The organism is Ursidibacter sp. B-7004-1 (assembly GCF_053654055.1).
Genome location: NZ_JBSIUP010000029.1, coordinates 20,107 through 32,407, shown reverse-complemented (window position 1 = coordinate 32,407; position 12,301 = coordinate 20,107). Strand labels below are relative to the sequence as shown.

11 protein-coding genes are annotated in these 12,301 nt (G+C 37.2%); 4 read left to right on the top strand and 7 right to left on the bottom strand.

What is annotated here, in order from left to right:
* Positions 1-346 precede the first annotated feature (346 nt).
* A complete protein-coding gene (gene pepP, locus ACWIW0_RS09555; protein WP_454453124.1) occupies positions 347-1,666 on the bottom strand; it encodes a Xaa-Pro aminopeptidase in 1,320 nt (439 codons plus the stop codon).
* Positions 1,667-1,740: 74 nt separating this feature from the next.
* On the opposite strand from pepP, the gene mazG reads away from it, so the two are divergent.
* From mazG to cpxA, 3 genes are all read left to right on the top strand, one after another.
* Positions 1,741-2,523 carry a nucleoside triphosphate pyrophosphohydrolase gene (mazG, locus tag ACWIW0_RS09550; protein ID WP_454453123.1) on the top strand — a complete coding sequence of 261 codons (783 nt, stop codon included), beginning with the start codon at positions 1,741-1,743 and terminating at the stop codon, positions 2,521-2,523.
* A gap of 100 nt (positions 2,524-2,623) precedes the next feature.
* The gene (locus ACWIW0_RS09545) at positions 2,624-3,337 is read left to right on the top strand and encodes a response regulator (protein ID WP_454453122.1); all 714 of its coding nucleotides are present in this window, start codon (positions 2,624-2,626) and stop codon (positions 3,335-3,337) included.
* A gap of 50 nt (positions 3,338-3,387) precedes the next feature.
* Entirely contained in the window at positions 3,388-4,776 is a 1,389-nt protein-coding gene (cpxA, locus tag ACWIW0_RS09540; protein WP_454453121.1) for an envelope stress sensor histidine kinase CpxA, read from the top strand.
* Positions 4,777-4,841: 65 nt separating this feature from the next.
* Here cpxA and ACWIW0_RS09535 read toward each other — a convergent pair whose 3' ends face one another.
* The 6 genes from ACWIW0_RS09535 to proC all read right to left on the bottom strand — a co-directional run bounded on the left by ACWIW0_RS09535 (position 4,842) and on the right by proC (position 11,275).
* Complete coding sequence (locus ACWIW0_RS09535; protein WP_454453120.1) at positions 4,842-5,597, bottom strand: ABC transporter permease; 756 nt, start codon at positions 5,595-5,597, stop codon at positions 4,842-4,844.
* Positions 5,598-5,607: 10 nt separating this feature from the next.
* Positions 5,608-6,504 (bottom strand): ABC transporter ATP-binding protein, encoded by an 897-nt coding sequence (locus tag ACWIW0_RS09530; RefSeq protein ID WP_454453119.1) that lies wholly within the window; start codon positions 6,502-6,504, stop codon positions 5,608-5,610.
* Positions 6,504-8,591 (bottom strand): DNA polymerase III subunit gamma/tau, encoded by a 2,088-nt coding sequence (gene dnaX / locus ACWIW0_RS09525; RefSeq protein WP_454453118.1) that lies wholly within the window; start codon positions 8,589-8,591, stop codon positions 6,504-6,506. Before dnaX ends, ACWIW0_RS09530 begins: the two co-directional genes overlap by 1 nt.
* Positions 8,592-8,615: 24 nt before the next feature.
* Complete coding sequence (apt, locus tag ACWIW0_RS09520) at positions 8,616-9,158, bottom strand: adenine phosphoribosyltransferase (RefSeq protein WP_454445745.1); 543 nt, start codon at positions 9,156-9,158, stop codon at positions 8,616-8,618.
* 150 nt (positions 9,159-9,308) lie between these two features.
* Complete coding sequence (locus ACWIW0_RS09515) at positions 9,309-10,460, bottom strand: 3-phenylpropionate MFS transporter (protein WP_454453117.1); 1,152 nt, start codon at positions 10,458-10,460, stop codon at positions 9,309-9,311.
* Positions 10,457-11,275: a pyrroline-5-carboxylate reductase gene (gene proC, locus ACWIW0_RS09510; RefSeq protein ID WP_454453116.1), complete on the bottom strand. Its 819-nt coding sequence runs from the start codon at positions 11,273-11,275 to the stop codon at positions 10,457-10,459. The genes ACWIW0_RS09515 and proC overlap by 4 nt, the downstream gene beginning before the upstream one ends.
* Positions 11,276-11,350: 75 nt before the next feature.
* On the opposite strand from proC, the gene rdgC reads away from it, so the two are divergent.
* Entirely contained in the window at positions 11,351-12,259 is a 909-nt protein-coding gene (gene rdgC / locus ACWIW0_RS09505) for a recombination-associated protein RdgC (RefSeq protein WP_454453115.1), read from the top strand.
* Positions 12,260-12,301: the final 42 nt, after the last annotated feature.

The window sequence follows — 12,301 nt, the reverse complement described above, 5'->3', positions numbered from 1 at the left end:
ATATTCATGCGAACAATCCTACTTTACTTTAATAAAAAATTAATCATAACTAGGTGTTATGTCAGATTATTGACAAACTCACTTGCAGTAGCGAGCTTTAGCCCACCATTTTGTAACTTATTGATTTGATTTAAATATGGTGGACTAAAACCTACCTTACAAATCTCAGTAATTTTGTATAATTACAAATGAACCTAGTTTTATATTTATATTTTTTTGGATATATAAAAGGTCAGCTTAGTTTCCTAAACTGACCTCGGAGACTACACTATCCAACTCCATTCTAACAAATAAAGTATGATATGTGTCTATTTTTTGTAATAACTTTACAGTAATTTATATAACCTTAATGCTTTTCCATCAACGCTTCAATCTCATCAATCTCTTTCGGTACTCCGCTTGTGAGATTTTTATTGCCATATTCGGTAATAAGTAGGTTATCTTCAATACGAATACCGATACCTTTATACTGTTCTGGCACATCTGCACTTTTAGGAATATATAACCCAGGCTCAAGTGTCAATACCATTCCAATTTCAAGTGGTCGATCTCGTTCATTACCGTAATCGCCAACATCGTGAACATCTAACCCAAGCCAATGTCCTAAACCGTGCATATAGTAGGCTTTATAGGCTTTTTCTTCGATCAGCTTATCCACATCGCCTTTTAATATACCTAAACGAACCATTCCTTCTGTCATTATGCGAATAGCTTTCTCATTAGCTTGATAAATAGAACCTTGTGGTACAAGTAATTTTGCAGCTTCTTTCATTGCTTCTAAAACAATTTCATACACTTCACGTTGAGCTGGGCTAAACTTTCCGTTAATAGGAAAGGTACGGGTAATATCCCCAGCATACATTGCAAATTCTGCACCCGAATCAATAAGCAATAAATCACCATCTTGAAGTACTTGATCATTTTCATTGTAGTGTAGAATACAAGCATTATCCCCCCCAGCAACAATTTGGTTATAAGAGGCAAAACGTGCCCCAAAACGAGAAAACTCATATTGAATTTCACCTTCTATTTCCATTTCATAGCGATTGGGGCGAGTTTGTTTCATTGCTCGAACGTGAGCAAGGGCAGAAATATGGCAAGCCTGTTGTAATAAAGCCAGTTCATTTTCTGATTTGAATAGACGCATTTCAGATAACATTGGTTGCCAATCAATTAAGGTAGTTGGGTATTTTTGGCGTTTAGCTTTGATAGCATCTAAACTGGCAAATACAAGACCATCTCCCCACTCTTGAACACCACGAGCATAGTAACAAGCGGTTAGATCTGCCATTTTTTTTGTAAGTATGTCTTGAATTTCTTCAATATCGTGGGCTTGATTAACTTCTAGCGTAGTAGGGGCTAATTCAATCCCTAAGCGGCGACCGTTCCAAGTTTCCATTAGTGGATCTTTTTTACGCAGAAAAATAATGCTTTCACACTGCCCTGCTTTTTTCACTAACAATAGCGCCGATTTAGGTTCAATAAAGCCTGTGAGATACCAAAAATAGCTATCTGGGCGAAATAAATAATCACAATCGCTATTACGGCGTTTTTCCGTTTCGGTAAAGACAATCAATGCAGAATTATCTTGCATTTGTTCAAACACTCGCTGACGACGTTGTGTAAATTCTGCTTGTGGCATTTTTTGAAGATAAGCTAAATCCATAGTGAATCCTTAGGCGTTATGTTTTAAAATGTAAAGATTGTAACATAAAACCATTATTACTTTGGGAGAATAAAATGGTAAGTATTGAACAATTTTTAGAAGTTGTAGAAAAATTACGAGATCCGAAAACAGGCTGCCCTTGGGATATTAAACAAAATTTTGATTCAATGGTACCTTGTTTATTAGAAGAAACCTATGAAGTTGCAGAAGCAATTCATACTAAAGATCGTACCGCTTTACGTGAAGAATTAGGCGATTTATTACTCCAAGTGGTATTTTTTAGTCAATTAGCAAAGGAAGAAGGCACTTTTACCTTTCAAGATGTACTAAGCGACATTCACGAAAAATTGATTTATCGCCACCCACACGTTTTTGGAGATAAATCAGCTACCAATAGCGAAGAAGCCCTACAAAACTGGGAAGCTCAGAAAGCTAAAGAAAAAGCAGCTAAACAGCAACAATCTATTTTAGATGACTTGCCTTTTGCTTTACCTGCTTTAACTCGTGCCACTAAATTACAAAAACGTTGTGCGAAAGTTGGTTTTGATTGGGATAACCCACAAGATGTCTTAGCGAAAGTGGAAGAAGAATTAGAAGAGGTGCGTGAAGAATTATACGCTACCCCAGTTCACCCCGAAAAATTAGCGGAAGAATTAGGGGATTTACTCTTTGCTAGCGTAAATCTTTGTCGTCACCATAATATTGATGCCGAAACTTGCTTGCGTAATGCAAATGTAAAGTTTGAAAATCGTTTTAAACAGGTTGAAAGAAACGTGAAAGAACAAGGGAAAAGCCTTGAACAATGCTCTCTTGCTGAGTTAGATTTAATCTGGCATCAAATAAAAACAATGGAATAAATTGACAATTTTAGTTAAAGTAGTAACTTTAATGGCGAAAATGTCAAGAAATGCTAAAATAGCGTAATGAATTGTTATAATTGAAAATGGGAAATCGTCTATGCCTAAAATTTTACTTGTTGATGATGATATTGAATTAACGGAGCTTCTAGCCGAATTATTGTCATTGGAAGGATTTGATATTCTGGTTGTGCATAATGGTCAAGAAGCCCTGAAAGAACTTGAAACGCAACACTATGATTTGGTTCTACTTGATGTAATGATGCCTGTACTTAATGGTATTGAAACCTTAAAGCAAGTTCGCCAAAAATATGACTTACCCGTACTAATGCTTAGTGCAAGAGATGATGATATTGACAGAGTGTTAGGTTTAGAATTAGGGGCTGATGATTATTTACCAAAACCTTTTAATGATCGTGAACTTATTGCTCGTATTAAAGCTATTTTACGCAGAACTAAAGTGATAAAAGATAACTTTACTGATGTTGCCGATGAAGAAAATGAACGAAAACTATTAAATTTTGGAGGCGTAGAATTACACCCTGGTCGCCAACAGGCAATGTTTGAAGGTAAAGACTTGGATCTTACAGGGACTGAATTTGCGTTATTACAAATTTTAATGCGTAACCCAGGGCAGATCCTTTCTCGTGAATTATTGAGTATTGAAATTCTAGGTAAACGCTTAACACCTTATGATAGAGCAATTGATATGCATATTTCTAATTTGCGTAAAAAGCTACCTGAACGTAATGATAACCTACCTTGGTTTAAAACCTTACGAGGTCGAGGCTATTTGCTTGTAACTGACAAATAATTGATTATCCCCCTGTACGGGGGATTTTTTTACTTATTTAGGAATTAGATATGGCTTACTTATGGAATAAATTTAAAACACTACGTAATTATTTAGCGTTTCAAATCTTTGCCTATTTTGCTTTAATGATCGTATTAGTTTTAAGCGTTGCTTTAGCCTTGCCTAAATTTGATGCTCGTATTTTTAATACGATAAAAGAACGAGAACTACGATTTTTTTATCAAGAAAGCCAAAATACTCAATTAGAGTATAATTTAGATGAAATTGTTGATAGAAACCTTAAAACAGTTACCTCAAATGGGTTTGATATAATTCTTTTTGAGCAAGAAACTAATACGATTGTTGGTGTAAATAAAAAATACCTAAACACATTAAGAGCCTTTATCTTTAAAGCTAATAACCCTCTTGAGCCATTACAACGCCGTTTTGGAACAATTGAGATTTATGGTCCATTTCTAGTTAGTTCTGAAGATAAAAAATATTATCAATACTTCATTGATCAAGTCGATCCACAAACAGAAGTGATCAATGCTATTTTTGATTCCCCTATTCTAATTTTACTTATTCTGTTTGCTATTTTTACCCCTTTATTGATTGGACTTTCATTGCGAATAGCGAGGCCAGTAAAAGCACTAAGGATGTCAGCCGATGCTGTTGCAATAGGAAATTTAATGATAGATCCCAAACTGGAAACTGAAGGAATTATTGAATTACGACAAGTAGGAAAAAGTTTCAATAGAATGATTCTATCCCTGCAAAAATTGACTAGCTATCAACAACGACTACTTTCTGATATTTCTCACGAGTTAAAAACACCTTTAACGCGTATGCAATTAGCAGTTTCACTCATTCGCCGCCGTAATGGTGAATCTAATGAACTTACTCGTATCGAAAATGAAATACAGAAATTAGATACAATGATTCACGATTTACTATCACTTTCTCGCCAACAAGTTGATTTACATCTCCGCAGGGAAATTTTCACAATTAATAAAATTTGGGAAGATATTTTTGCTGATGCTAAATTTGAATTAGAGCAACATAATCTTGATTTTTTGGTTAGTGTAAGGGTTCCACATCCTGAACGATTCCATATCAATGGAAATATTGCAACCTTATCTAGTGCGGTGGAAAATGTAGTTCGTAATGCAAAAAAATATGCAACAAACTGTATAAAAGTTATTATTTATGTTGAAAAAACAGACTTAGTGATCATCATTGATGATGATGGGCCTGGTGTACCCGATGATCAATATGAAGAAATTTTCCGTCCATTTTATCGAGTAGAAGAAGACAGAGCTAGACAAACAGGGGGAACAGGACTTGGATTAGCCATCGTATATAATGCTATCCAACAACATAAAGGTATGGTTACCGCAGAAAAAAGCCCGCTAGGTGGATTACGAATTAAAATCCAATTGCCGTTATGGGTTGAATAATCCTTTAAAATGGTGTAATGGACAAAATGGTGGGCTAAAGCCCACCCTACGCAAAATAACTTTATTTAAGATCGCAACCCAACACCACGATTGATTAGCGAATATGCCCAACTGTATAACACAATGATAAAGAGTGAAAGTACGCCAAAGGTGTAGTAAATAGAGACATCACTAATACCTAAAAATCCATAGCGGAAACCACTAATCATATAAACAATAGGGTTAAATTGTGAAACTGTCTGCCAAAATTCAGGTAACAATGTGATGGAATAAAATACCCCACCTAAATAAGTTAAAGGCGTTAATACAAAGGTTGGAATTGTGCCGATGTCATCAAAGTTATTGGCAAAGACCGCATTGATTAGCCCACCTAATCCAAAAGCGATAGTGGTCATCAACATTGTTAGGATAATCACAAACCAAGAGTGTATATCATAAGAAACAAAACAGAGTGCCACAGTAGTCACTAAAATGCCAACTAACACACCACGCACAACACTCCCTGCTACATAACCCCAAATGATTGTGTGAGTTGAAAGAGGCGATACGAGTAGTTCTTCGATATTTCGCACAAATTTACTTAAAAAGAATGATGATGCACTATTCGTATAAGATGCGGTAATCGCCGACATCATTATTAACCCTGGTGCAATAAACTGCATATAGCTTACACCATTCATATCGCCGATACGTTTACCGATCAATGTGCCAAAAATTAAAAAATAGAGCGTAGTGGTAATAATCGGTGGCACTAATGTTTGTCGCCAAATGCGTAAAATGCGTTTTGATTCTTTTGCAACTAAGGTATAAAAACCAATCATTTTGTTTCCTTTACTTTAAACTCATAAACAGCTCTTCCAAGCGGTTAGATTTATTGCGTAAACTTAAAATTTCAATCTGTTGTTGGCTAAACTGTTGGAATAAGTTATTTAACCCTTGCTCTCGTTTAACTTCAACTTCTAGGGTGCTTTCATCAATCCATTTCACTGGGTAACCTTCAATAACAAGCGGTCGTTTTTCTGCAACATCAAGCAAAAATGTTTCTGTTTCTAGCTTGGCTAATAGGGTTTTCATTGATGTATTTTCAATGAGTTGACCTTGCTGAATAATCCCGATATTGCGACATAGTGTTTCCGCTTCTTCAAGGTAATGGGTCGTCAGAATGATCGTTGTGCCTTGTTGATTTAGCTCACGCAAAAAATCCCAAAGGCTACGGCGAAGTTCAATATCTACCCCTGCGGTCGGTTCATCAAGAATTAACAATTTTGGATTATGCATTAACGCACGAGCAATCATTACTCTACGTTTCATTCCCCCTGAAAGCTCTCGAGTTAAGCTCTCTCGTTTTTCCCATAAATCTAATTTACTTAACCAATACTCTGCTCGTTTTAAGGCTTCCGCTTTTGGAACGCCATAAAACCCCGCTTGATTAAGTAATACATCAATGACTTTTTCAAATTGATTGAAGTTAAATTCTTGTGGAACTAAGCCAATTTGCTGTTTTAATTGGATTTTTTGGCTATCTAAATCGTAACCAAAGACTTTCACAGTACCGCTCGTTTTATTCACCAAAGAGCTGATAATTCCAATAGTAGTGGATTTTCCTGCACCGTTATGTCCAAGTAGTGCATAAAAATCACCTTGCTCTACGGTGAGATCAATGCCTTTGACGGCTTGTACACCTGTGGCGTACTGTTTAACTAAATTCTTTATCTCTAATGCTTTCATTATTCTGCTACCGCCCTGATCGTTGATTCATCAATGGTTGCCCCGAATGCATTGCGTAAAAGTTGTAATTTACCATCTGCTAATAACGCTTGTTTTGCATCATAGGTCATTTTTTCAAAAATTGTGCGGCGAAACTCTAACGGGGTTTGATGCTGTTCACTCTCACCAATACGAAGCTGATAAGTTAAGCCCAATTGCTCAAATGCTTGTGTCAGGTGTTGGCGAGTATCATCGGTATTCAAATGTGCCATTGAGGGTTTCAGCACTAATTCAAATTGATTATGTTCTTTATGAGCAACATAACTATTTAATGCAATTTGACGAGTTAGCCCTGTTAAATTAAGACGATTTACCAATTCACACCATTCATCTTGCTGACAAGAGAGTTCGATTGTTTTACGCACTAATTCGGGGGTACGTTCTTGTAAAATCGCTTGTTTGATATCTGACGGTTTAGCTTGTTCTTCTTGATGTTCTAACTCAGGATTTAGCCACGTCCAGCGATAACCTTCATCTGAAGTTGAATTTTCCGTCTCTCTACTTACATTAACATTTTTACTCGTTTCTACTTGTTTTTTCTCACTCATTGCGGCTGCAATCTGTGAAAAACGTTCCTGTAAATTTCCTTTATTCGTACTTAGTTTAGAGGCTGTTTGTGTGTGTAATGTTGGTGAAGTTAATGGTTCAGACTTTTTTTTTTGCTCATCAGTAGCATCTAATTGCTTTAACGCATTAAGTGCCATCAGTGCAGATTGTGTGCTAGTTACAACATCTGCTTGTGATGATTGAGATGAACTTTTTGTAGTAGTTGCAAATGTTGGCTCTGTTCTTACCGCTTGTGCATCAGATGTTGGCGTTACTGGTGCATTTTGAACCATATCGGTTTTCTGTTCTGTAACTTGCTGATTTTGCGATAAACGTTGGCGTAACTGAGCGATATTTTGTTGTGCATTGTTTTGCGAAGTTACATTCTGTTGGTTTGTTTGAGCTGTTGAAAAAGCTACCTGCTCCACATTTTTTGGGTGAAAAGCCAATGCTCTCAATATAGTCATTTCTACCCCTGAACGCTGTTCAGGTGCAAAAGGCAACTCTTTTTTTCCTGTTAGCATTAGCTGATAGAAAAATTGTACGTCTTCTGGCGACAATTGACGTGCTAAGAAGTGTAATGGAGTTTCTTCATTCGCAGAATGTGGCAATAGTTGTAACATTGCGATTTGGTGCAAAGTTTCCGCCACATCGCTTAATAGCTGTTGCCAGTCAATCCCTTTCTCTGCCACCGTTTGAATAACATTCATTGCTTTTTCACCGTCTGCCAAAGCTAATGCTTGAACCAGTTCAATTGGTTGATGATCATCAATTAGCCCAAGCATTTGACTAACAACAGGCAAGGTAATATTTGCATTACTGACCGCAATCGCTTGATCGGTCAAACTTAATGAATCTCGAATACTACCTTGTGCCGCCTTTGCAAGTTTTTCAAGAGCAGGCAATTCATAGGGAATTTGCTCTTGCTGTAAGATAAATTCTAAATGGTTGCGAATTTGACTTGGATCTAATGCACGCAAATGAAATTGCATACAGCGAGATAAAATGGTAATCGGTAATTTTTGTGGATCTGTTGTTGCTAATAAGAATTTAACATACTCAGGCGGCTCTTCTAGGGTTTTGAGTAACGCATTAAAACTATGACGAGAAAGCATATGCACTTCGTCAATTAAATAAACTTTAAAACGCCCAACCGTTGGTTTGTACTGTACGTTATCCAATACATCTCGGGTATCTTCTACCTTAGTACGAGAAGCCGCATCAATCTCAATTAAATCAATAAAGCGACCTTCTTCAATCGCTTTACAGTTAGCACATTGCCCACAAGGGTCAGCTGTAATGCCTGTTTCACAATTTAAGCCTTTCGCAAATAAACGTGCAATAGAGGTTTTCCCCACACCACGAGTTCCCGAAAAAAGATAAGCGTGATGAAGTCTATCTTCTCTCAAGCCATTTTCTAATGCGGATAAAACGTGTTGTTGCCCAACAACTTGACTAAAACGTTGTGGACGCCATTTGCGTGCTAAAACTTGATAGGACATTATGCCAACCTTAATTTATCTGAATTAGTGGCCTTCAAAGCTCACTAACGTGAATGATTTGATTCCTTCTTTCGCTAAGCGTTCTGCTCCGCCTAATTCAGGTAACCAAATCACAAAAGCGGCATTTTCAACTTTACCATTTAAACGGCGAATGAGTTTTACTGTCGCTTCTACTGTACCGCCTGTCGCTAACAAATCATCAATGACTAAAACATTATCGCCAGCTTGAATAGAATCCGTATGGATTTCTAAAGTATCTTCGCCATATTCTAAGCTATAAGACTGGGCAATGGTTTCTCTTGGGAGTTTTTTAGGCTTACGCACTAATACAAAAGGAACACCCAATGCTAATGCAACTGGTGCACCAAAAATAAAACCGCGAGATTCTGTGCCGACAATTTTTGTAATACCTTTATCTTTGTATTCTGCCACAATAGCATCAATACAGGCTTGGAATGCTGTTGGCACTTCTAGTAATGAGGTAATATCACGAAAGATAATGCCTGCTTTTGGATAATCAGGGATAGATTTTATTGAAGATTTAATTAAATCGAGTTGTTGGCTCATTGCTTAACCTTTTCAGTTTTTAATGGAAAAATAACCTGTGGAATTTAGCAAAAATCCTTAAAATTACAAGGAAAAAATACAACAAGCGGTGCGTTCTTGCAAAAAATTTGCAAAATTGCACCGCTTGTAAAGTATTATCGATTATACAAATCAAACTCTCGTCTCAAGTTTCCTTGGCGCAATAAAAATTGCAGGGAAAGCAAAAATTGCCATTAACCAAAAGCTGAATACTGGGGAAGATTGATACACAAAACCAGCAATAAAGGTAAATAAAGCAATCACCATACAGCTTGCTAAACTAAAATAGAGAGCTTGTAACTTCGCAATATGACTTACGGGCTGAGTCGAAATATAACGGATCATTGCATAATGCCCAACCACATAAGAAACTGCGTGTAATGTTTGAGCCAGTGCAATAATCATCACTTCATTAGTTGAAGCAAGTGTAATCCAACGAACAACAGCACCCAATGCTGAAAACAGCATTAAATAATAAGTTTTCCACGTTTTAAATAGCTTATGAGAAAAGAAAAAAACTATAATTTCAGCAATAACCGCAGCTCCCCATAATAAACTTGCTCCTTGTGTTGAGATACCATTGCTTGACCAATAAATAGTGCTATATGCGTAATAAACAGCGTGAGATCCTTGAATTAGCGAAATTGCAATTAACATTCTCATTGTGTTTGGTACTTTAAATAGTTGCCAATAACTCATCTGATTATCTTTATTTTGGGGATTTTCTGCTACACAAAATCCTTGAGTTGGGCGACTACTTATCCCTAAACCAAGAAACACAAGCCAACCTGCTAAAATACCAATAATCGCACTTTCGCCTAATATACCGATAAGATAGCCCGTACTGGTTAGCCCTATCACAAATGCAATGGAGCCAAATAAACGGCTTTTGCCGTAGTCTAAGCCTATTTGTTGTTGCCAAGTTGAAGCGATAGTATCGGCAATCGGCATCGAACCACCATTAAAAATATGGAATAACGCAATGACGGGTAAAAATAACCAAATTGAACCCACTACCCACGCCATTATGCCTAACATCACCACTGTTGCCCAAGTGAGAAAACGGTTAAGTGGGATCAATTTATTCGGATTACTTACACGAGAAAAATACATTGCACCGATAAAACGGAATAAGTACCCAAGAGAAATCAGCACGCCGATCATTTCGGTATCATAGCGGTGATGTTGCAACCATACTGGTAAAAATGGTAACAACACCCCAAAAGCTGCGTAATAGCCAAAAAAGTTAAAAGATGACCATTGAAAAGGGGTAAGTTTAATCATAGCGATTTTTCCATCTCTTCTGCTCGTCTAATCGCTGCATTCATTGCTTGATTGACCGTATCCGCCAACTGATGCTGTTCAAACACCGCTAGGGCTTGTGCAGTTGTCCCACCTTTTGAAGTTACATTTTCTCGTAGCGTTGCTAATGAAAGAGTTGGATTAGCCACCACCATTTTAGCAGCCCCTACCGCCACAGATTGTACCAAGAAACGGGCATCATTTTCGCTAAAGCCCATTTGTATTGCCGATTGTTGCATCGCTTCCATAAAGCGGAAGAAATAAGCTGGACTTGAGCCTGTGATTGCAATAATTTGGTTTAATTGTGCTTCAGTTTCTACCCAATAACACTGCCCTACTGCTGAAAGCAATGTTTCAGCAAACTGACAAGCGGTAGGATCGACCGATTTTTTTGCAAATAAGCCAGACAAACCTTCCCCAATTAACGATGGCGTATTCGGCATTGAACGTACTATATTTTTAGCGGAAGGGAGTAATTGTTCTAAACGAGCTACTGAAATCCCTGCCGCAACCGATAAGATCCATTTGGGGCTAAAATCAATATCGGCAAACTCTGCACACACATCTGCCATCATCTGTGGTTTAACCGCTAAAATCACCACATCTGCTTGTTCAACCGCTTGACGATTAGTCAATTCAACATTGATCCCTATTATGCCTAATTCTTGACGGCGAGCCTGATTACTTTTATTGCAAGCAATAATATTTGAAGTAGGATAACCACTTTTCACTAAGCCTGAAATAATTGCAAATGCCATATTACCTGCACCAATAAAAGCAATTTTCTTGTGCTGCATATATTCTCCTTTTTTGTAAATTAGACGAGTTAGCGTAAAATAACACAATTCTACGCTATCAATAAGGATTCCTAAATGTTTTGGTTCAAAAATGTGATGATCTACCGTTTAACTAGCCCCTTAACACTTACTAGTGGCGAGCTAGAAACACAGTTACAACAGACAAAATTTACCCCTTGCCAACAAAGTGATATGAGCAAATTTGGTTGGTCTAATCCACTTTCCAGTAGTGAATTACTCCATTTTTCTATCGGGCAACAATTTCTATTGGTTTCCCATAAAGAAGAAAAATTACTTCCAGCACAAGTTATTAAAAAAGAAACGGAAGCTCGAATTGAGAGCCTTGAGCATAAAGAGCAACGTAAATTAAAGAAAACCGAAAAACAAGCAATTAAAGATGATGTAGTCGCAATGCTACTACCACGAGCGTTTAGCAAACATCAGTTTACAGCGATTTGGCTAGATATAGAACGCCAACTTGTTTATGTCGATGCGGCATCAAGTAAGCGAGCAGAAGATACCCTTGCATTATTGCGTAAAACCTTAGGATCTCTACCTGTTGTACCTATTTCATTTGCACAACAACCTAGCGATGCAATGACAAATTGGTTAGCTAAAGGGCATACACCACATTGGCTTACTTTATTAGAAGAAGCAGAATTAAAATCCTTTGATACTGATAGTGTGATCCGCTGTAAACGCCAAGATTTAGAAAGTGATGAGATCAATGTTCACTTAGAAGCGGGTAAATTCGTCACAAAATTAGCATTAGATTGGGAAAATCACTTTTCGTTTGTATTAAATGATGATGCAACACTTTCTCGGATTAAATTTGCCGATGATATTCGTGAGAAAAATGATGATATTTTAAAAGAAGATGTCGCCCAACGTTTTGATGCAGACTTTTTATTGATGAGTGAAGAACTCCGTTTATTCACCGAAAAACTGACCGAAGAATTAGGTGGCATCAAAGAGAGAATTTAGTCTAAACGGATAACAGCATCAATTTGTAGTGTGGGCTACAGC

Coding starts and splice junctions, on each gene's coding strand:
- pepP (WP_454453124.1), bottom strand. CDS start 1,666: ATGGATTTAGCTTATCTTCAAAAAATGCCACAAGCAGAATTTACACAA.
- ACWIW0_RS09530 (WP_454453119.1), bottom strand. CDS start 6,504: ATGAAAGCATTAGAGATAAAGAATTTAGTTAAACAGTACGCCACAGGT.
- ACWIW0_RS09535 (WP_454453120.1), bottom strand. CDS start 5,597: ATGATTGGTTTTTATACCTTAGTTGCAAAAGAATCAAAACGCATTTTA.
- cpxA (WP_454453121.1), top strand. CDS start 3,388: ATGGCTTACTTATGGAATAAATTTAAAACACTACGTAATTATTTAGCG.
- mazG (WP_454453123.1), top strand. CDS start 1,741: ATGGTAAGTATTGAACAATTTTTAGAAGTTGTAGAAAAATTACGAGAT.
- proC (WP_454453116.1), bottom strand. CDS start 11,275: ATGCAGCACAAGAAAATTGCTTTTATTGGTGCAGGTAATATGGCATTT.
- ACWIW0_RS09545 (WP_454453122.1), top strand. CDS start 2,624: ATGCCTAAAATTTTACTTGTTGATGATGATATTGAATTAACGGAGCTT.
- apt (WP_454445745.1), bottom strand. CDS start 9,158: ATGAGCCAACAACTCGATTTAATTAAATCTTCAATAAAATCTATCCCT.
- rdgC (WP_454453115.1), top strand. CDS start 11,351: ATGTTTTGGTTCAAAAATGTGATGATCTACCGTTTAACTAGCCCCTTA.
- ACWIW0_RS09515 (WP_454453117.1), bottom strand. CDS start 10,460: ATGATTAAACTTACCCCTTTTCAATGGTCATCTTTTAACTTTTTTGGC.
- dnaX (WP_454453118.1), bottom strand. CDS start 8,591: ATGTCCTATCAAGTTTTAGCACGCAAATGGCGTCCACAACGTTTTAGT.